Raw genomic sequence first — 19,541 nt, 5'->3', positions numbered from 1 at the left:
GCTCCGTACAGAGCCCTGCGCAGAGTCCCGTGCAGAGCCCTGCGCGGGACTCACGCGGGCGCCCCGAGCTCCGCCCACACCGTCTTGCCCGCGGCCCCGGGACCGCGCACCACGCCCCAGTCCAGGCACAGCCGCTGCACGATGAACATGCCGTGGCCCCCGGGGCGCCCGGCACGGTGCGGGGTGCGCGGGGACGGCTGGCCGGCACCCTTGTCGGAGACCTCCAGCCGGATCACCTTGTTGTCGCAGGTGATCCGCAGTTCGTCCGGCCCCTCGGCGTGCAGGCAGGCGTTGGTGACCAGCTCCGAGACGACGAGCAGGACATCCTCGGCGGCGGCCCGCTGGTCCGCACCGGACGCGGGCAGCCAGCCCCACTCGTACAACGCCTGCCGGGTGAAGTCTCGGGCGAGGGGAACGACACCGCTCTGCCCGTCGAAGCTCAACCCACGCACCTGACGCCCCCCTGACGACACGGCCGCGCCCCCGTCGGAAACCCCGGTCGACGGCACGCCCCCCTCGGACGTCCCGGAAGCGCCGCTGGGCTCCGGACCGCGGTCGCCCGGCGGGTTAGGCCGGGTGATGCTCATCAGCGCTTCACCTCACCGATTCACCAGTTCACGATTCAAAACGTCACTACTCAGTCGGTACGCCCGGCCGGCCCCGCACAGCGGGTACGGATGTCTCCTGCCCGACCGAGCCGAGCAAACACCCCCGTATTTCGGCACGAAAGGCGTGACGCCCGAAAAGCACCGGTCCCAGGAGGACGAATGAGGCGTCACCCGGGCCCGGCGCGGCGTCTCAGCCGGACTCGCCGGCCTCGCCCGATTCGCCGGCCAGGGCCAATTCCAGGGTGTCATGGACAGTGAAGACCGCATCCGCCCCCGTGATCTCGAAGACGCGCGACACCACGGGCAGCATCCCCGCCAGATGCACTCCACCCCCGGCCGCCTCCGCCTTCAGTCGCGCGCCCAGCAGCACGTTCAGCCCGGTGGAGTCACAGAACTCCAGGCGCGAGCAGTCGACCACCAGGCGACTGAATCCCTTGGCGAGGCACTCTTCGAGCGGCTCGCGCAACAAATCGGCGGTGTGGTGGTCCAACTCACCCGCCGGGGTCACGACGGCACTAGGGCCCGCTTCCCGAACCTCGACCAGAAGCCGGCCCGACTGTGCGCTGCCGACTGTCCCGCGGTCCATGCCGTCTTCTCTCCCGACGTCGTGGCTGCTGACTGACGCCCCCGAACACTACGCCTTCTCCACAGTCTCCGACACCTGAACAATCACCCACAAACGGACATAACCGAACATTATGCACTTGCGGTGGCCTCAGGAAACCGGGTAGGGCTAGTAGAGACACGTATTCGACACGGTCGGCTTCGGAGGCGCCGCACACCGCAGTGCACAAACCGGCTTCGGCAGCCATATGCCGAGAACGATGGAGGACATCATGTCACCCCGGCTCGACGCATCGCATACCCAGCAGGCGACGTCGACATCCCTACCGGAAAACCTGGATCCCATCGAGCAGGACGACGCGCTCGCCGGGCTTCCGGAGATCCCGCCTTACACCGAGGTGGGCCCGGTGGACGCGCGGGCACTGTCCAAGACCCTCTTCGCGCGCCTCGAGTCGCTGGAGGAGGGGACGCACGAGTACTCGTACGTCCGCAACACGCTCGTCGAACTCAACCTCGCCCTGGTCAAGTTCGCCGCCTCCCGCTTCCGCTCCCGCAGCGAGCCGATGGAGGACATCATCCAGGTCGGCACGATCGGCCTGATCAAGGCGATCGACCGCTTCGAACTCAGCCGTGGAGTGGAGTTCCCCACTTTCGCGATGCCAACCATCGTGGGCGAGATCAAGCGTTTCTTCCGCGACACCTCCTGGTCCGTGCGCGTCCCGCGCCGGCTTCAGGAGCTCCGGCTCGACCTGGCCAAGGCCGGCGACGAGCTGGCCCAGAAGCTCGACCGCGCCCCGACCGTGGGGGAGCTCGCGGAGCGCCTCAGCCTCTCGAAGGACGAGGTCGTCGAGGGCATGGCCGCGTCGAACGCGTACACCGCCTCGTCGCTGGACGCCCAGCCCGAGGAGGACGACGCAGAGGGCGCCCTCGCGGACCGTATCGGCTACGAGGACCACGGGCTCGAAGGCATCGAGTACGTCGAGTCGTTGAAGCCGCTGATCGCCGAACTTCCCACCAGGGACCGGAAGATCCTGTCCCTCCGCTTCGTCGCGGGCATGACGCAGTCCGAGATCGGCGACGAACTCGGCATCTCGCAGATGCACGTGTCGCGGCTGCTGTCGCGCACGCTGGTGAAGCTGCGCAAGGGGTTGACCGTCGAGGAGTGACGGCGAGCGCAGCCGAGGATGACTGAGCGACCCGGCCCGGTGTGGGCCGGGTCACAGTTGTCCCTGTTCGCCGACTGAAACCCCGCTGTCGCCGGGGTGGGGGCCTCGGATCAAGGCCGGGCGAGGCAGTCCCCCCAGAGCGCGGCCAGTTGTGCGGGGATCTCGGGGATGGCGGCGCAGCCCCGGGGATCGCGCGGGAACCCGTCACTGGCCACGAAGGTCCATGCGCCGCCCTTGGCCTCGGCCTTGCTGAAGTACTTTTCCGCGGCTCCCTCGTCCTGGACCTGGACCAGCTCGTTCTCGGTGGCGCCGGCCGTCGGCGTGAAGGCGGTCCCCGCGTAGAGAACGCCGTCGCACACGCCGTAGTAGAAGGTGCCCTTGACCGGGGCGATGTGCACCAGCCCCGGCTGAGATCGCCGGTACGCCAGGGTCACCGCGTCCTTGACCTCCTGCGGCACCACCAGGGAACGGCACGCCGGGGAAGAGGTCGACGGGGAGGTGCCCGCCGGAGGGGTGACCGCCGGGTCGTCGGGCGCCGCGCCGGGGGTTTTCGGGGGCACGGTCGGCGGGGCCGTGGACGCGAGCGGTGTGGTCGGGCTCAGGACCGCCTCGGGTGGATCGGCCTGGTGGGACTGGCCCGTGACGGCGAAGGCACCGCCGCCCACCGCGGCGATCAGGGCGACGCCCAGGGCGGCGGAGGCCATCCGGTGACGGCGCCGCAGCCTGTCGCCGCGCGCCCGGACCACTGTGGCGGGCCGGGCACTGGTTCGCGCGGCGAGCTCCTCGGACCCTCCCCGGAGGACGGACTCGAAGTCCTCAGTCATGGTGGTGCACCTCCTGGTCGGCGGAGCCGGGACGTCCGATACGTAGATGAGTCCCCGGGGACCTCTGAGGAACCGTCGGACCGCTTCCGGGCCGCGGAGACGGGCGGTCGCCCCCGACCTCGGACAGAAACTGCGCCATCGACTGGCGCCCACGGGACAACCGGGCCTCGACCGTTCCCGGCGGGACCTCGGTCTCCCGTGCGGTGTCCTCGACGGACAACCCCACCAGGTGATGCAGCACGATCGCCCGCCGTTGCTCGTAGGGGATGCGCCGCAACGCCGCGACGATCGCGACGTAGTCGGGGCTGACACCGGGCACCTCGTCGGGTGTGCCGTGCCGGCGGTGGGCCGTGAGGCGGTTGGCCGCCTTCCGCCACACACTCACCCGGAGCCGGCAGGCCACCGAACGCACCCACGCCTCCGGGTCCGCGTAGCCGGACACCTTCTCCCAGTTCTGCCAGGCCCGGGCGAACGCCTCCTGCACCAGGTCCTCGGCCTCGGCGAGGCTGCCGGTCATCGCGTACATCTGGCTGGTCAGCCGACGCACATGGCCGGCGTAGAAATCGTCGAAGACGCGTGCGTCACGCATTGCCCCTCCGCATCACTGGTTCGAGGGGTCGTGCCCTCAATCCCTTGTCACGCCCGGAGAGGGAGCGGGGTTGCATGGGCGCGGTGACGGGATTGTCCCCGGACGCGGGCGACGGCCACTGGCGGGCGCGGGGCGAGCTCCCCGCATCCCGCAGTCGTACGACTCACGAGCCGTCGGCGAACAGCTCTGACGCGTCGGTGACCTGGTAGGAGCGGTCGAGCCAGGTGTCGAGCTCGTCCAGGTCGGTGGAGGAGAGGACGCGGTCACGGACCTGGTCGGGGACGTCGATCTGACGGTGCCGGAGATTACGAAGGATCATCTGCGCCCTCTCCGAGGCACGCCCTTCCTCGCGCCCTTCCTCGCGCACCTGCTCGGCCAGCGGGTGCCGCCAGAAGTACTGGATCCGTGCCACGGCTCAGAAACCGTCGCCGAACAGATCTACCGCGTCGGTGACCTGGTAGGAGCGGTCGAGCCAGGTGTCGAGCTCGTCCAGGTCGGTAGAAGAGAGAATGCGTTCGCGGACAGAATCGGGGACGTCGATCCGGCGGTGCCGGAGATTACGAAGGATCATCTGCGCCCTCTCCGAGGCACGCCCTTCCTCGCGTCCTTCTTCACGGCCTTGCTCACGCCCTTCTTCGCGCACCTGCTCCGCCAGCGGGTGCCGCCAGAAGTACTGGATCGCTGTCATCAAGTCCCTCCACATCTGCTGGGCCTGGGGGTCTGCCAGGCATGAGTCGACGAACTGCACGAAGACCGCGGCACTGTCCGCGTCGATGGTCCGCAGGGCGGCTGCCAGGGATTCCAGTATGGCGGCGGCCCGCGGGCCCTTGCCGTGTGTCATCGCCGAAAGCACCGCAAGGGGTACGTCCCGTTGGGCCTCCCTCTCGTCGACGATCACCGGGACGTTGTCCGGCCCCAGCACGAACGGCCGTACCGTCAGAGACGGGCATCCCCGCACCCCGAGATGGATGGGCTCCGCCGCCCAGCGGGCCGTGGCGCTGTTCTGGGTGATGACGATGAGCACCGGTTCACAGCGGTACTTCTCGTGCAGGAAGCTGAGGTAGTACGGCCAACTGCCGCGCTTCCTCTCGTCCGGCTTGCCTTGGGACTCGACGACCAGGAGGTAGACACCGTCATCGGTCTCCGCCCGCAACAGCGTGTCCACGCGTCGCTCGACCGGCTCGATCTCGGTGAGGTCCACGTTCATCGCGGCGAAGTCGCGGGGCTCGGGGAACGGGACGCGTAAGACGTGTTGCAAGGCACGGGTCAGGAGCGCGGGATCCTTCTGGAAGATCCGGTGCAGCGCCTCGTGCGACGAGCCGACCATCGGCTCTCCTTTCTGTACGACTCGATCAACGAGCTACGCGGCGACCAGGTCACACCACACGTACTTGCCCCGGTTGCCGAATCTGGAGAGCGGCTGCCAGCCCCAGACGTCGGCGCAGGCTTGAACCATGGCCAGGCCCCTGCCCCCCTCCGCGTCCGTGAGGTTCGCCAATTCGCCCGGTGGCTCCGGTGGCCGGGGGTCCGCGTCCCACGCCCCGATCCGCAGGACGCCCGCCGACCAGCGGACACGGAGGGTCGCGGGGCCCTTCGTGTGGAGTACGGCGTTGGCGATCAGCTCGGTCGCGAGGAGTTCGGCGGTGTCGGCGAGGCGGATCAGGCCGTGCATGGTGAGGATCAGGCGGAGGGTGCGGCGGCAGATGGTGACGGCGCGGGGGTCGTTGGGGATGGAGAGGGAGTACGCCCAGGGTTCAGACGCGGGTTCGTTTTTGGGCATGCGGCAGCTCCAGGGAGGGTGGGTAGCGGGCGGTGGCATTGCCGCAGCCGTCATGGCAGGACGGAGTGGTGCGCTTCCGCAGCGTGTGCGTTGCGTCACCGACGGTAGGGTAGTAATTCCACCCCTTGCAAGCCGCTCGCGTAATCTGACACCCGAACGAGGAGTCGCAGAGAGGCAGTTGCCCGGATGACCATGCGGAACCAGCCGACCGCTCGCCAAGTGCGCCTGGGCGGAGAACTACGCCGACTGCGGGAGGCGGCGGGGTTGTCGGCCAAGGAGGTCGCAGGCCTGCTGAATTCGAGCTCGACCCACATGAGCCAGATCGAGGCAGGCAGCTCAGGCATCAGCGAGGAACGTCTGCGGAGGCTGGCGGCGCACTGCGCCTGCGCGGACGAAGCGCTGGTCGAAGCTCTGGTGGCGATGGCGGCCGACCGGACCCGGGGCTGGTGGGAGGAGTACCGGGGCGTGCTACCGCCGGTCTTCCTCGACGTGGCCGAGTTGGAACATCACTCGACGTTCCTACGAGAGGTCGTGATCACCCACGTACCGGGGCTGATGCAGACCCCGGACTACGCACGCGCCGTCTTCGGGTACATGGTCCCGGAGCTGCCTCCGAGCGAACTGACCCCACGCGTCGAACATCGCATGCAGCGCAGAAAGGTCCTCGAAGGCGAGAACGCGGCTACGTACGAGACGGTCATCCACGAGGCCGCGCTGCGGATCCGCGTCGCCGACCGCAAGGTCGCCCGCGCCCAACTCCTCGAAGTCATCCGCACCATCGAGGAGGAACGGGCAACGGTACGCGTCGTCCCGTTCGACACGGACGGATTCGCCGGCGCCAGCAGCGCGATGATGTACATCGGCGGACCGATCGCCCGGCTGGACACAGTGCTGCGGGACTCACCCAACGGCACAGCCTTTGTGGACACCGAATCTCAACTGGAGCGCTTCCGACAGTTGTTCCATAAGGTGGAGAAGGCAGCGCTGAGCCCGGTTGCATCCCGGGATTTCATCCACCATGTCGCAAAGGAACTGTGAGGCGTCAGCATGACCCAGGCCGCCCGCTGGCAGAAGTCGTCCTTCTCTGAGGGCGGCGACGGCAACACCTGCGTCGAGCTGACTGGTACCGGAGTTCACGTCCACCTCCGCGAAAGCGACACCCCCCACACCGAACTCACCACCACCACCGCCCCGTTGGCTCACCTCATACGCGGTGTGAAGTCAGGTCTGTTCCCCGCCGCCACACCCCGCTGACCAGCGGAACCCCCGGCCGGTAGGCCAGGTGGACGTGGCTGGGGGCGTCGAGCAGGGTCAGGTCGGCGTACGCGCCCGGCGTGAGGCGGCCGATGTCGTCCCGGCGCAGCGCACGCGCCCCGCCCGCCGTGGCCGACCACACCGCCTCGTCCGGGGTCATCCCCATGTCCCGTACCGCGAGCGCGATGCAGAACGGTACGGAGGAGGTGAAGGACGAGCCCGGGTTGCAGTCGGTGGACAGGGCGACCGTCGCACCGGCGTCCAGGAGACGGCGCGCGTTCGGCCACTCGGCGCGGGTGGAGAACTCCGCGCCGGGCAGGAGCGTCGCCACCGTGTTGCCGGAGGCCAGCGCGTCGACGTCCGCGTCCGTCAGGTGGGTGCAGTGGTCGGCGCTGGCCGCGTCGAGTTCGACGGCGAGCTGGACACCGGGGCCGTACGACAGCTGGTTGGCGTGGATGCGGGGGTGGAGCCCCTTCGCCTTGCCCGCCGTGAGGATCGCGCGGGCCTGGTCGCCGTCGAAGGCGCCCTTCTCGCAGAAGACGTCGATCCAACGGGCGTACGGGGCACAGGCGTCGAGCATCTCGCCGGTGACCAGGGCGACGTAGGCGGCGGGGTCGTCGGCGTAGTCCGGGGAGACGATGTGGGCGCCGAGGTAGGTGACCTCGTCGGTGTGGGCGGCGGCGATGCGCAGGGCGCGGGACTCGTCGGCGACGGTCAGGCCGTAGCCGGACTTGGTCTCGAAGGTGGTCGTGCCCTGGCGGAGGGCTTCGGCGAGGTAGTGGGTGAGGTTGGTCTCCAGTTCGCCGTCCGTCGCCGCGCGGGTCGCCGCGACCGTCGTACGGATGCCGCCCGCGCTGTACGGGCGCCCCGACATCCGGGCGTTGAACTCCTGCGTCCGGTCGCCCGCGAAGACCAGGTGGGAGTGGGAGTCGACGAAGCCCGGCAGGACCGCCCGGCCACCGGCGTCGACCCGATTGTCAGTGGCGGGTGCTTTGCTTGATTCACCGGTCCACGCGATGCGGTCGCCGTCGATGACGACGGCCGCGTCCTGGATCAGTCCGAGGGGGGAGTTGTCACCCAGGGAGGGATCGTTGGTGACCAGCGTGGCGATGTTGGTGATGACGGTGGTCGTGCCGGTGGTGCTGCTCATCATGTCCTCGTGGGGGCGGAGTTCGGCGGACGGTACGGGCGCGGGCGCTACGCGCGCAGGGCTTCCACGGCCCGCGACAGAGCGTGCGGCACATCGGGTACGAGGGTGTGCGCCCCGTCGCGTACGACGTGCCGTCCGCCCACGATCGTGTGCCGTACATCCGCTGCCGTCGCCGCGAATACGGCCGTCTCGGCGCCGAGCCTGGGCAGTGGGCCCGCTGTCCTGACGGAGTCGAGCGCGATCGTCGTGAGGTCGGCGAGCGCGCCCGCCTCGATGGTGCCGGCCTCGCTCCAGCCGAGGGCCGCGTGACCGTCGGCGGAGGCGGCCCTCAGGAGGGCGGCGGCGGTCCAGTGGCCGCGGGTGCGGGTGCGCAGGCGCTCGTTCAGCTCCATCGCGCGCGCCTCTTCGAGCAGGTCGATGACGGCGTGGCTGTCGGAGCCGAGGGAGAGGGGCGAGCCGGCCTTCTGCAGGGCGACGGCGGGGCCGATGCCGTCGGCGAGGTCCCGCTCCGTCGTCGGGCACATGCAGGTGCCGGTCGTCGAGTCGCCGAGCAGGGCGATGTCCTCGGGGGTGAGGTGCGTGTTGTGGACGCCCGTGGTGCGCGGCCCGAGGACCCCGTGGTCGGCGAGCAGCTGGGTGGGCGTGCACCCGTGGGCGGTCCGGCAGGCGTCGTTCTCGGCGGTCTGCTCGGACAGGTGCACATGGAGCGGGGCCCGCCGCTCCTCCGCCCACCGCGCCACGGTCGCCAACTGCCGGGCGGGTACGGCCCGTACGGAGTGGATGGCGGCCCCGATCCGCGCGTGATCCCGTTCCTTGAGAACTGAACAGCGTTCGGCCCAGGCGTCCGCGCTGCCGTCGGAGAAGCGGGACTGGTGGGTGTTGGGCTGCTGTCCGAAGCCGGAGGAGAGATAGGCGGTGTCGAGGAGGGTGATGCGGACACCGGCGTCGGCGGCGGCCTGGATCAGGGCCTCACCCATCGCGTTCGGGTCGGCGTAGGGGGTGCCGCCCGGGGCGTGGTGCACGTAGTGGAACTCGCCGACGGCGGTGATGCCGGCCAGGGCCATCTCGGCGTACACGGCCCGGGCGAGGGCGAGGTAGGTCTCGGGGGTCAGCTTGTCGGCGAAGGAGTACATGACCTCGCGCCAGGTCCAGAAGGTCCCCGAGCCGACCTGGACGGTGCCGCGCAGGGCGCGGTGGAAGGCGTGCGAGTGCGCGTTGGCGAGGCCGGGGAGGGTGAGTCCGCGCAGGATCTCCGCGCCGGGGGGTGGGGACTCGATGTCCGAGCGGACGGCGGTGATGCGGCCGTCCGCGACCTCGACGACGACCCCCGGCTCGACGTGGGTGTCGAGCCAGGCGTGTTCCAGCCAGTACGTCCGCGTGAGGGAGTGGGTCACCTGCTGGCCAGCCCTTCCAGTACGTCGGCGAGTGCGGTCACCCCGGCCACGCAGTCGTCCTCCGCCGCGAACTCGGCCGGGGAGTGCGAGACGCCGGTGGGGTTGCGTACGAACAGCATGGCGGTCGGGATGCGTCCGGAGAGAATCCCGGCGTCGTGTCCGGCGCCGGTACCGAGGACGGGGACCGTGAGGTCCGTGTCCGTGCCCAGGATGCGGGCGAGTTCGTCGCGCAGGGCGTGGTCGAACTCGACGACGGGCGTGAAGGACTCGCGGACGATGTCGAGGTCGATCCCGTGTTCCCGGGCGTGCGCGCGGGCCGCCTTCTCGATCCCTTCGACCACGGTGTCCAGGGACTCCTGGTCGGCGGCGCGGGAGTCGAGCCAGCCACGCACCAGGGAGGGGATCGCGTTGACGCCGTTGGGCTCGACGGCGATCTTGCCGAAGGTGGCGACGGCCCCCGCGAGTCGTGCCTCGCGGCGGGCGGCGAGGACGGTCTCGGCGTAGGGCAGCATGGGGTCGCGCCGGTCGACCAGCCGGGTGGTGCCAGCGTGGTTGGCCTCGCCCCGGAAGTCGAACCGCCACCGTCCGTGCGGCCAGATGGCACTCGCGATGCCGACCTGGTCGCCGCTGAGGTCCAGCGCCCGCCCCTGCTCCACGTGCAGTTCCACGAAGGCACCGATCCGGGCGAGCCGCTCCGGGTCCGGTCCGATGGCGTCGGGGTCGTATCCGGCGGCCGCCATGGCCTGCGGGAGGGTGACCCCGTCACCGTCGGTCAGCCGGTGTGCCTGCTCGACGCCGAGTTCTCCGGCGGCCAGCCGCGACCCGACGCAGGCGAGCCCGAACCGGGCGCCCTCCTCGTCGCCGAAGTTGACGATGGCGAGGGGCTTGTCGGGCGTGACGCCACGCGTGCGCAGTTCGTCGAGCGCGGCGAAGGAGGACACGACTCCGAGGGGGCCGTCGAAGGCGCCGCCGTCCGGTACGGAGTCGAGATGGGATCCGGTGACGACGGCGTCCCCGGCGTCGGGGTCCCCGAGCCACGCCCACTGGTTCCCGTTCCGGTCCAGCTCGTAGGCCAGGCCACGGCTCTCGGCCTGTTCCCGGAACCAGGCCCGGCAGTCGGCGTCGGCACCGGTCCACGCGAAGCGCCGGTAGCCCCCGGAGTCGGGGTGCCGCCCGATGGGCCGCAGGTCGCGCCACATGGAGTGGAAGGAGTCACCGCCGCCAGGCTGTGGGCGGTCGTTCCGCGGGGCGGAACGGGCGGGCACAGCCGAACCCGCACCCGGCGACGCCCCTTCGGCCCCAGCCGGACGGTTGCCGCCCGTTTCACCTCCCGGAAGGGTCACGCGTCGTCACCTTCGCGCATCGGCACCCGCACGCCCCGCTCGTCGGCGACCGACTCCGCGATGTCGTACCCGGCGTCCACGTGCCGGATGACACCCATGCCGGGGTCGTTCGTCAGCACCCGCCGGATCTTCTCGCCCGCCAGCTTCGTGCCGTCGGCCACCGACACCTGCCCGGCGTGGATGGAGCGCCCCATGCCGACGCCGCCGCCGTGGTGGAGGGAGACCCAGGACGCGCCCGAGGCCACGTTGACCATGGCGTTCAGCAGCGGCCAGTCGGCGATCGCGTCGGAGCCGTCGAGCATGGCCTCGGTCTCGCGGTAGGGGGAGGCCACCGACCCGCAGTCGAGGTGGTCGCGGCCGATGGCCAGCGGGGCGGCCAGCTCACCGGAGGCCACCATGTCGTTGAACCGCTCACCGGCCTTGTCCCGCTCGCCGTAGCCGAGCCAGCAGATCCGGGCGGGCAGGCCCTGGAAGTGGACGCGCTCCCCCGCCATCTTGATCCAGCGGTGCAGCGACTCGTTCTCCGGGAAGAGGTCGAGGATCGCCTTGTCGGTCTTCGCGATGTCGGCGGGGTCCCCGGACAGGGCCGCCCAGCGGAAGGGGCCCTTGCCCTCGCAGAACAGCGGGCGGATGTAGGCGGGGACGAAGCCGGGGAAGGCGAACGCCCGCTCGTACCCGGCGAGTTGGGCCTCACCGCGGATCGAGTTGCCGTAGTCGAAGACCTCCGCGCCGGCGTCCATGAAGCCGACCATCGCCTCGACGTGCCGGGCCATCGACTCGCGGGCGCGGGTGGTGAACCCGGCCGGGTCCTTGGCCGCGGCGGAGGCCATGTCGTCGAAGTCGACGCCCACCGGGAGGTACGCGAGCGGGTCGTGCGCCGAGGTCTGGTCGGTGACGATGTCGACGGGGGCGCCCTCGGCGAGCATCCGCGGCAGCAGCTCGGCGGCGTTGCCGAGCAGGCCGATGGAGAGCGGGCGGCGGGCGTCCCGGGCCTCGACGGCGAGCTGGAGGGCGTGCTCCAGGCTGTCGGCCTTCACGTCGAGGTAGCGGTGCTCGATGCGCCGGTCGATGGCCCGGGGGTCGCAGTCGATGCAGATGGCGACGCCGTCGTTCATGGTCACCGCGAGGGGCTGGGCGCCGCCCATGCCGCCGAGGCCGGCGGTGAGGGTGATCGTCCCGGCGAGGGTGCCGTTGAACTTCTTCGCGGCGACGGCGGCGAAGGTCTCGTAGGTGCCCTGGAGGATGCCCTGGGTGCCGATGTAGATCCAGGATCCGGCGGTCATCTGCCCGTACATGGTCAGGCCGAGGGCCTCCAGGCGGCGGAACTCCTCCCAGTTGGCCCAGTCGCCGACCAGGTTGGAGTTGGCGATGAGGACGCGCGGGGCCCACTCGTGGGTCTGCATGACGCCGACCGGACGGCCGGACTGGACCAGCATGGTCTCGTCCTGCTTCAGGGTCCTGAGCGTGCGGACCATGGCGTCGAAGGAGCGCCAGTCGCGGGCCGCCTTGCCGGTGCCGCCGTAGACGACGAGCTTGTCGGGGTGCTCGGCGACCTCCGGGTCCAGGTTGTTCTGCAGCATCCGCAGGGCGGCTTCCTGCTGCCATCCCAGGGCGCTCAGTTCCGTACCGCGCGGTGCTCGTACGGGGCGGGGTCCTGACATGGTCTGCCTCCTAGCGGACTGTTGCTGCCGTTATTCACATCCTGACCTCATGAATAGAACTAGTCAATACATGGGGGCGACGGCGTCGGCGCGGTTCGGGTGTTTGGCTGGACGCATGGGTGCAGACGCCGACGGGACGGGGGACGTCGTGAGCGACGTCGACACGAGCCATGTGAGCGAGGCCGACCAGGGGCGGGTCGTCCGCCGGGACGACGCGGTCCGGGCGGCCGTGGAGCAGGGGTTGCTGGGGCCCGGCCACCCCCTGATCGGCCTGCTCGACGTCACCGGAATCCGGGAGTCCGCAGCCCGGCTGCGGGCGGCGTTCGACGAGGTCACCGCGCCCGGTACACCCGTACTGCACGCCTTCGCGGTGAAGGCGTCCCCGCTGGTGCCGGTGCTGCGGCTGCTGCGGGAGGAGGGGATCGGCGCGGAGGTGGCGAGCCCGGGCGAGCTGGCGCTGGCACGGGCGGCGGGACTGCCGGCGACCCGGACCGTCCTCGACTCGCCGGCGAAGACCCCGGCCGAACTGCGCGAGGCACTGGCGTTGGGGATCGCGATCAACGCCGACAACCCTCAGGAGCTGGAGCGCATCGACGGCCTGATGCGTTCGGCACCCAGTCGCTCACCTCTCGGTATCCGGGTGAACCCGCAGGTCGGGGCGGGTGCGATCGAGGCGCTGTCCACCGCCACGGCGACCTCCAAGTTCGGGGTGGCACTGCGGGACGAAGGGGCGCGCGAGTGGGTGGTGCGGGCCTGCGCCGAGCGCCCCTGGCTGTCCCGGCTGCACGCGCACACCGGGTCGCAGGGCGTTCCGCTCGCCCTGATGGCCGAGGGTGTGGCGGAGACGTACCGGCTCGCGGAGGAGATCAACCGGCGGATCGGCCGGCCGCAGATCGACACCATCGACATCGGCGGCGGACTGCCGGTGAACTTCGCGTCGGACACGACGACACCGACGTACGCGGACTACGCGCGGGTGCTGAAGGAGACGGTGCCGGGGCTGTTCGACGGGCGCTACGGGCTGGTGACCGAATTCGGACGGTCGTTGCTGGCCAAGCACGGGACGCTGGTGGCGCGGGTCGAGTACGCCAAGAGCGCCGGCGGCCGGCCCGTGGCGGTGACGCACGCGGGCGTGCAGGTGGCGACGCGGACGGTGTACGCGCCGGGGGCGTGGCCGCTGAGGATCGCCGGGTACGACCGCGAGGGGCGGCCGAAGTCGGGGCCCGAGGTGGTGCAGGACGTCGCAGGTCCGGCGTGCTTCGCGGGCGACCTGCTCGCCCAGGGCTACGCGCTGCCGCTGCTGGCATCGGGCGACTACGCGGCGGCTCTGGACACGGGCGCGTACTACTTCGCGCACCACTACGCGTACAACTCCCTGGCCCGGCCCGGCATCTACGGCTTCGCCCCGGACGGGGCCGGAGGGACCGCCTTCTCGACCGTGCGGGAGGCGCAGAGTGTCGAGGAGATCGTGGCCGAATCAGGAGGGGCGCACGCCGACGCGCTCACCATCCTGCGCACCCCTGGGCACCGCTGACGCACGCCGGTGGAGCTGCTGATCAACTTGCCTCTGAATGAGGTCAGTTGACCCACCTTAGTCACCCGCCGCATGTTCCACTGGAAAATGCCAGAACACTCACTCCCCGCGCACACGTTGCGTAGCTTCGGCGTCACTCAGCCGAATCCCAGGGGGAGGGGGAGCCAGGGTGCCCGGAATCGACGAATGCCTGCTGGAAGCCATGCGACTGCCCGGTGCCCGGGGCGCCGCACTGGTCGACTGGACGAGCGGACTGGCCCTGGGCACCGTCGGGGAGTCCCCGGGCGGCGACCAGGAGACGGCCGCGGTCGAGGCCGCGGAGCTCGCCCGGATCGCCGCCGAGCAGCACACGTTCGCGGCGGGCGCCGGTGAGGGAGGCGACGGTGACGGCGCTGCCCCGCCGGTCGAGGACCTCATCATCAGCAACCGGGACAGCTACCACGTGCTGCGGTTCGTGCCGACGTCCTTCGACAGCAGCGTGTGCCTGCACCTGTGGCTGGCCCGCGCCGAGGGCAATCTCGCGCTGGCCCGCATCCGGCTGGGCGAGATGGCCGGACGGCTGGTGCTGGGATGACCGCCGTGCGGACCACTCCCCCGCCCCGGCTGCCCGTGCGGGACAAGGCGGCGGCCCTGGACCGGGGCTGGGGCGGCGTCTCACCGATGCTGACCCGGCTCGCCGCCGAGCGGGCCACCGGCGTCCTGGTCCGCGAGCGCGGCACGCTCCACCTCGCCCATGGCCGGGTGGTGCACGCCGAGAGCCCTGCCGCGCCCGGCCTCGACGTCCTGCTCACCGCCAGCGGCACGCTCGACGCCGGTACCTGGCGGCAGGCGTTGACCGAGACCGGCGACCGGCACCGCGCCGGGCACCTCCTGGTGGCCGACGGACACCTCACCCCCGGCACGCTGGACCTGTGCCGGCTGGTCGCGCTGTACGACGCGGCGTACTTCGCCCTCGCGCCCAGCAGCAGCCCGGGCCGCTTCCGCTACGCCGGCGAGGACGGGCCCGGCTGTCCGTGCCCCGTGCCGGTGGCCGCCCTGGAGCGCGAGACCCTGCGCCGCCGTGACCTGCTGCACCGCATCTGGCCCGACCCGGCCCTGGACGACGCACCCCTCGTCCGCGCACACCGCCCCGCGCCCCCGGCGCCCACCGCACGTCAGCGCGCGGTCCTGGCCTACCTGGACGACGCGCACCCGGACGACGCCCGTACCGCGCCCGACATCGCCAGGGGCCTGGGCCGCCCGGCGTTCCACACCCTGGTCGACCTACGGCGGTTGGCGGCCGCCGGAGTGGTCTCGCCCCGCCGACCGGCCCCCGCCGAACCGCCGAAGGCGCCCGCACCACCCGGAGCACCCGAGGCCCTCGACGCCCCGAAAGCTCCCGAGACCCCCGGCCGATCCAGACCAGCCAGACCACCGAGACCCCCGAGCCCACCCCGCCCGTCCGATCGCCCCGACCCGCTCGCGGCGCTCCCCGCCGAAGTCATCGACCCCCACATCACGTTGCTGAAGAGGCTCAGGGATGCGTTGGAGGCCCTTTGAGTGGCAGCGGCAGCAGCAGCGGACCAGCGGCGAGAGGAGAGACCTGATGGCGGCGGAGGCCGAAATCCTGGAGGAGTTGCACCGGCTCAGAGCCCGCGTGCCCCAGCTGACCGGCGCCCTGGCCGCCGGGGCCGACGGTCTCGTCCTCGCCCAGGACACCCCCGGCGTCGACCCGGGGACGGTGGCCGCGCTCACCTCCACCGCCCACGACCTGGCCAGCCGGCTGACCGACGCGACCGGCCAGGGCGACTTCCGCGAACTGCTCGTCCGCGGGGTGTACGGCTACGTGGCCACGTACGCGGCGGGCCGCACCGCCCTGCTGACCCTGCTCGCCCAGGACCGCGTCAACGTCGGCCGCCTGAACCTGGAGGGGCGCCGGGCCGGGGCCCGCATCGGAGAGCTGGTCGACGCCATCCCGGCGCCCCGGCCCAAGCCCCCCGCGAAAACCACGGCCAGGACCACCACGCCGCGGGCCAGGACCAGTCGTACCTCCCGGTCCAAGCCCGCCGACCCACGTGAGCCAGGCACCGAAACGCCCACCGCACCCACGGTGGCGCGTACCACCACCGAAAGTTGAGGGAACCGTCATGGCCAACACCGAAACCACACTCAAAGAGGCGCTGGCCTCCATCGAGGGCGCCACCGGCGTCGCGCTCGTCGACTACACCAGCGGGATGGCGCTGGGCACCCTGGGCGGCAGCAAGGGCTTCGACCTCAATGTCGCCGCCGCCGGCAACACCGACGTCGTCCGCGCGAAGATGCGCACCATGGAGCACCTCGGGCTCAAGGCTCAGATCGAGGACATCCTGATCACCCTGTCCGACCAGTACCACCTGATCCGGCTGATCAGCGGCCGGGGCGGCAACGGCCTGTTCCTCTACCTGGTCCTCGACGCCAAGCGGGCCAACCTGGCGATGGCCCGCCACCAGCTGCGGAGGATCGAGGAGGACCTGGAGGTCTGACGGGACGGGTCCCGGTACCACGACGGTGCCGTGAACGGCCCGGTCCTAGACGAGGGCCGCGGTGCGGCGGCGGGCTCCTCCCGGGGCCGCGTCGCCCGCCGCGATGCCCGTGCTGCGGTAGGCCCGGACCGCCTTGCCGGCCGGGCGGCCGCCGTCCCCGGCGAGCCAGTCGACCCGCACCCACAGCAGCGCGTCCTCGTCCCGCTCGCGCCGACCGAGCCAGGCGGCCTTGAGCCGCAGTCCGGTGCCGCAGCCGGCGAGCAGCATGCCCCCGGCGGCGGGCACCGCGAACGCGCTGCCGAGCGCGGCGAGGAAGCCGAGCAGCAGCCACCAGCGGTGTCCCCGGCGCCAGTTGCGCACACTCACCGCACGGTCCTGGAGCACGTCGTGCTTGCCCGCGCGGGCGGCCGAGCGGGCCAGTCCCAGGTACCGCTTGCGGCGGTGGAACGCCACCACCGCGACCGCGACGACGAACAGCGCCGCCCCCGCCATCACCCCGATCCGCCGGCCCGTGACACCCGGCACCAGCACCCCGATGCCCGCCGCGAACACCCCGAGCCACCCCATGGGCGCGGCTCCGGCCCGTACGACGACAGCCACCCGAGCCAGACCCTGACCTCCGCGTGACACGCTCCGCCTCCTCGTCGCCCCAGCACGATTTTCTGGTCGCGCAGATTAACGGGTGAAGGTGAGACGAGTCTGAGAGCGACCCGCGTTCACTCGACGAACAGCCCCCGGGCCGCCGCCTTCGCGTCGAACTCCTCCAGCCGGGCCTGCGCGCCCGGCAGGTCGTCGCACATCGCCTCCAGCAGGACCCGGCCCAGCAGCATCGGCGCGCAGGCCGTGTCGAAGGCGAGCCCGGTGCCGACGGCGGCCGGCAGCAGCAGGTCGGACACCTTGGCGACCGGCGCGAAGGCGGAGTCGGCGACGGTCACCACGGTCAGGCCCGCCTCCTTGGCGTAGGCGAGGGTGTCCACGACCTCGCGCGGGTGGCGGGGCAGCGCGAAGCACAGCAGTGTGGTGGCGCCCGCGTGCACGGCGGCGTCGATCCGGTCGTGGATCATCGTGCCGCCCTCGTTGAGCAGCCGTACCTCGGGGTGGACCTTGGCGGCGAAGTACGCGAAGCCGTACGCCTGCGAGGCCGCGGCCCGCAGCCCGAGCACCGGCAGGGGGCGCGAGGCGGCGAGCAGCCGCCCCGCCCGCAGCACCGGCCGCGGGTCGGCCAGCACCTCCGCCAGCAGGCGCAGGTTCTCGATCTCGGCCTCGACGGCCTGCTGGTACTCGTTGTACGAGGCCGCGTCCGCGGCCGGTTCGGCGGGCGCGACCTCGCGCAGGTGCTTGCGCAGCGCCGGGTAGCCGTCGAACCCGAGGGCGACCGCGAAGCGGGTGACGGACGGCTGGCTGACCCCGGCCAGCTCCGCCAGCTCCACGCTGGACAGGAACGGCACGTCGGAGGCCCGCCGCACCATGCTGTGCGCGATACGCCGCTGGGTGGGCGTCAGCCGGTGTCCCTCGAACAGGACCTGCAGCCGTGCGGCGGGACTGTCCGGCACGGCCGCGCCACCGCCGGACACACCCGCGCCACCGCCGGACCCGCCCGCGCCGCCACCGGGCACGCCCACGCCCCCGCCCCCGTCCGCCACTTCGGCGTTCCCGTTCACGCTCATGCGTCGCTCCCCCTCCAGATGTCCGTGAACCGGTCGAGCAGTGCGGCCGCGACGGTCACGTCGTGCGTGAGCGGCCGGTCGGCCTGGTCCTCGTCGAGCACCGACTCGGCCAGTTCCAGCGCGTGGCCCACCCCGAGCCCGGGCTCGGGCTCGAGGCCGCGCTGGCGCAGCGCCCGTACGGCGGCGACGAGTTCGCAGCCGACGACGTTCCGGAACGCACCGCACGCCCGCAGTGTCTGGCGTGCGGCGAGCGAGGCGAAGCTGGCCTGTTCCTCGACGCCTCGGGAGAGTACAGCGTGCCCGAGGGAGGCGGGCGCGGAGAAGGCCCGCAGGTCGCCGAGGGCCGCGGCGGCGGCGTACTCCAGGATCATCACGCCGGAGGAGGCGGGCTCCGGATCGGCGAGGAAGGGCCGCAGCCGGGTGAAGACGGGCTCGTTCAGGGACGACAGCCGGGACGTCGACAGCCGGGCCACCTGGGTCATCGCGAGCCTGAAGTGGTCCAGCGCGAGGGCGAGTTGGGCCTGGTAGAAGCCGCCGTGGTGGTAGGCGGCCAGGTCCTCGGGGCAGATCAGGGGGTTCTCGGCCGCCGCGTTGATCTCTATGGCGAGGACCTCCTCCAGGGCGTCGGCCGCGTCGTGTGCCGGGCCGTGGACCTGGGGCAGGCAGCGGAAGCCGTACGGGTCCTGGATCCGGCCGAGCGGCGGGGTGGGCCGGTCGGCGGCGCCGATCAACGTCCGCATCCGGCGGGCGACTTCGCTGGAGCCGCGGTGCGGGCGGGCGGCGTGCACGGGGGCGGCGTAGGCCTCGTGCGAGCCGTCGACGGCCAGCAGGGACAGGGCGCCGACCACCTGGGTGGCCTCCAGGAGTCCGCGCAGTTCGTGCAGGGCGAGCGCGGACTGGCCGAGGGTGAGGGCGTTGCTGCTGATGAAGGCGAGGGCGTCGTTGTTGTCGAGCGGTTGCGCTTCGGGGGCGCCCGTCCCCCGCCAGGGGTGTTCGCCGGCCAGTGCCAGGCCGGCCTGGGCGAGGGCCGCGATGTCGCCGGTGCCGACGGACCCGAACTCGTTCACGACCGGGTGGGCACCGCCCTCCAGCGCCTCGCACAGGGCGGTGACGACGCTGGGCCGCAGGCCCGCCCCGCCGGCCAGCAGTTGGTTGGCGCGCACCGCGAGCATCGCGCGCACCTCTCGGGCGGGCAGTTCCTCGCCGATGGCACCGGCGTGGCTGCGCAGCAGCCTGAGGCCGTGTTCGGCGGCCGCCTCGGTGGGCACGTCCTCGTTCCGGTTCGCGCCGACGCCGGTGGAGCGGCCGTAGACGCGCCCGGTCGCGGCGATCTGCCGGGCGGCGTCCCAGGCCTCCTCGACGCGCCGTGTCGCCTCGCTCCCGGGGACCGGTCGCGCGGTCCCGTCGGCGAGCCGGACCACGTCCACGACGCCGAGGCCGACGCCGTCGAGGACGACGAGGGCGGAGCCCGCGGTCCGCGGTGGGTCCACGATCTGAGACGACATT

At 71.8% G+C, this 19,541-nt stretch carries 22 protein-coding genes; 8 read left to right on the top strand and 14 right to left on the bottom strand.

The genetic code is table 11. The features are described 5' to 3' along the window. Positions 1–50: 50 nt before the first annotated feature. Both ACFYRY_RS38130 and ACFYRY_RS38125 read right to left on the bottom strand, forming a co-directional pair. Positions 51–587, bottom strand: coding sequence for an ATP-binding protein (locus tag ACFYRY_RS38130; protein ID WP_389156549.1), 537 nt, complete (start codon positions 585–587; stop codon positions 51–53). A gap of 211 nt (positions 588–798) precedes the next feature. Beyond that, entirely contained in the window at positions 799–1,194 is a 396-nt protein-coding gene (locus ACFYRY_RS38125) for an STAS domain-containing protein (protein WP_389156547.1), read from the bottom strand. Between the two features lie 250 nt (positions 1,195–1,444). On the opposite strand from ACFYRY_RS38125, the gene ACFYRY_RS38120 reads away from it, so the two are divergent. Then, positions 1,445–2,338 (top strand): RNA polymerase sigma factor SigF, encoded by an 894-nt coding sequence (locus ACFYRY_RS38120; RefSeq protein ID WP_389156545.1) that lies wholly within the window; start codon positions 1,445–1,447, stop codon positions 2,336–2,338. 110 nt (positions 2,339–2,448) lie between these two features. On the opposite strand, the gene ACFYRY_RS38115 is transcribed toward ACFYRY_RS38120, so the two are convergent. From ACFYRY_RS38115 to ACFYRY_RS38095, 5 genes are all read right to left on the bottom strand, one after another. Continuing rightward, entirely contained in the window at positions 2,449–3,162 is a 714-nt protein-coding gene (locus ACFYRY_RS38115; RefSeq protein ID WP_389156543.1) for a hypothetical protein, read from the bottom strand. After that, entirely contained in the window at positions 3,155–3,751 is a 597-nt protein-coding gene (locus ACFYRY_RS38110) for an RNA polymerase sigma factor (protein WP_389156540.1), read from the bottom strand. The genes ACFYRY_RS38115 and ACFYRY_RS38110 overlap by 8 nt, the downstream gene beginning before the upstream one ends. A gap of 163 nt (positions 3,752–3,914) precedes the next feature. Then, positions 3,915–4,163 carry a hypothetical protein gene (locus tag ACFYRY_RS38105; RefSeq protein ID WP_389156537.1) on the bottom strand — a complete coding sequence of 83 codons (249 nt, stop codon included), beginning with the start codon at positions 4,161–4,163 and terminating at the stop codon, positions 3,915–3,917. Positions 4,164–4,166: 3 nt separating this feature from the next. Beyond that, on the bottom strand, positions 4,167–5,078 hold the full coding sequence (locus ACFYRY_RS38100; protein WP_389156534.1) for a hypothetical protein: 912 nt from the start codon (positions 5,076–5,078) through the stop codon (positions 4,167–4,169). A 33-nt stretch (positions 5,079–5,111) separates the two neighbouring features. After that, complete coding sequence (locus ACFYRY_RS38095) at positions 5,112–5,531, bottom strand: ATP-binding protein (protein WP_389156531.1); 420 nt, start codon at positions 5,529–5,531, stop codon at positions 5,112–5,114. A 186-nt stretch (positions 5,532–5,717) separates the two neighbouring features. On the opposite strand from ACFYRY_RS38095, the gene ACFYRY_RS38090 reads away from it, so the two are divergent. Continuing rightward, positions 5,718–6,569 carry a helix-turn-helix domain-containing protein gene (locus ACFYRY_RS38090; protein ID WP_389156528.1) on the top strand — a complete coding sequence of 284 codons (852 nt, stop codon included), beginning with the start codon at positions 5,718–5,720 and terminating at the stop codon, positions 6,567–6,569. A gap of 9 nt (positions 6,570–6,578) precedes the next feature. Continuing rightward, positions 6,579–6,785, top strand: coding sequence for a DUF397 domain-containing protein (locus ACFYRY_RS38085; protein ID WP_389156525.1), 207 nt, complete (start codon positions 6,579–6,581; stop codon positions 6,783–6,785). Here ACFYRY_RS38085 and hutI read toward each other — a convergent pair. From hutI to hutU, 4 genes are all read right to left on the bottom strand, one after another. After that, positions 6,736–7,935: an imidazolonepropionase gene (hutI, locus tag ACFYRY_RS38080; RefSeq protein WP_389156726.1), complete on the bottom strand. Its 1,200-nt coding sequence runs from the start codon at positions 7,933–7,935 to the stop codon at positions 6,736–6,738. The two genes, ACFYRY_RS38085 and hutI, sit on opposite strands and share 50 nt — an antisense overlap. Positions 7,936–7,982: 47 nt before the next feature. After that, positions 7,983–9,329 (bottom strand): formimidoylglutamate deiminase, encoded by a 1,347-nt coding sequence (locus tag ACFYRY_RS38075; RefSeq protein WP_389156522.1) that lies wholly within the window; start codon positions 9,327–9,329, stop codon positions 7,983–7,985. Further along, positions 9,326–10,528 carry an allantoate amidohydrolase gene (locus ACFYRY_RS38070; protein WP_389156724.1) on the bottom strand — a complete coding sequence of 401 codons (1,203 nt, stop codon included), beginning with the start codon at positions 10,526–10,528 and terminating at the stop codon, positions 9,326–9,328. Before ACFYRY_RS38070 ends, ACFYRY_RS38075 begins: the two co-directional genes overlap by 4 nt. 140 nt (positions 10,529–10,668) lie before the next feature. Continuing rightward, positions 10,669–12,333, bottom strand: coding sequence for a urocanate hydratase (hutU, locus tag ACFYRY_RS38065; RefSeq protein WP_389156519.1), 1,665 nt, complete (start codon positions 12,331–12,333; stop codon positions 10,669–10,671). 115 nt (positions 12,334–12,448) lie between these two features. Here hutU and ACFYRY_RS38060 point away from each other — a divergent pair, with 115 nt between their 5' ends. The 5 genes from ACFYRY_RS38060 to ACFYRY_RS38040 all read left to right on the top strand — a co-directional run bounded on the left by ACFYRY_RS38060 (position 12,449) and on the right by ACFYRY_RS38040 (position 16,368). Then, entirely contained in the window at positions 12,449–13,867 is a 1,419-nt protein-coding gene (locus ACFYRY_RS38060; protein ID WP_389156516.1) for a diaminopimelate decarboxylase, read from the top strand. Between the two features lie 169 nt (positions 13,868–14,036). Next, positions 14,037–14,441 carry a hypothetical protein gene (locus ACFYRY_RS38055; protein WP_389156513.1) on the top strand — a complete coding sequence of 135 codons (405 nt, stop codon included), beginning with the start codon at positions 14,037–14,039 and terminating at the stop codon, positions 14,439–14,441. Further along, positions 14,438–15,406 carry a hypothetical protein gene (locus ACFYRY_RS38050; protein ID WP_389156510.1) on the top strand — a complete coding sequence of 323 codons (969 nt, stop codon included), beginning with the start codon at positions 14,438–14,440 and terminating at the stop codon, positions 15,404–15,406. The genes ACFYRY_RS38055 and ACFYRY_RS38050 overlap by 4 nt, the downstream gene beginning before the upstream one ends. A 46-nt stretch (positions 15,407–15,452) precedes the next feature. Then, positions 15,453–15,983, top strand: coding sequence for a roadblock/LC7 domain-containing protein (locus tag ACFYRY_RS38045; protein ID WP_389156507.1), 531 nt, complete (start codon positions 15,453–15,455; stop codon positions 15,981–15,983). A 10-nt stretch (positions 15,984–15,993) separates the two neighbouring features. Further along, entirely contained in the window at positions 15,994–16,368 is a 375-nt protein-coding gene (locus ACFYRY_RS38040; RefSeq protein WP_389156504.1) for a hypothetical protein, read from the top strand. Between the two features lie 45 nt (positions 16,369–16,413). On the opposite strand, the gene ACFYRY_RS38035 is transcribed toward ACFYRY_RS38040, so the two are convergent. From ACFYRY_RS38035 to ACFYRY_RS38025, 3 genes are all read right to left on the bottom strand, one after another. Further along, positions 16,414–16,998 (bottom strand): hypothetical protein, encoded by a 585-nt coding sequence (locus tag ACFYRY_RS38035; protein WP_389156501.1) that lies wholly within the window; start codon positions 16,996–16,998, stop codon positions 16,414–16,416. An 86-nt stretch (positions 16,999–17,084) separates the two neighbouring features. Continuing rightward, the gene (locus ACFYRY_RS38030; RefSeq protein WP_389156498.1) at positions 17,085–18,035 is read right to left on the bottom strand and encodes a MurR/RpiR family transcriptional regulator; all 951 of its coding nucleotides are present in this window, start codon (positions 18,033–18,035) and stop codon (positions 17,085–17,087) included. Beyond that, on the bottom strand, positions 18,032–19,540 hold the full coding sequence (locus ACFYRY_RS38025; RefSeq protein ID WP_389156495.1) for an aromatic amino acid ammonia-lyase: 1,509 nt from the start codon (positions 19,538–19,540) through the stop codon (positions 18,032–18,034). The genes ACFYRY_RS38030 and ACFYRY_RS38025 overlap by 4 nt, the downstream gene beginning before the upstream one ends. Position 19,541 lies beyond the last annotated feature (1 nt).

Source organism: Streptomyces sp. NPDC005263 (genome assembly GCF_042872365.1).
In the GTDB taxonomy this organism is placed as follows: Bacteria; Actinomycetota; Actinomycetes; order Streptomycetales; family Streptomycetaceae; genus Streptomyces.
This window is presented reverse-complemented; position numbering and strand designations above follow the sequence as displayed.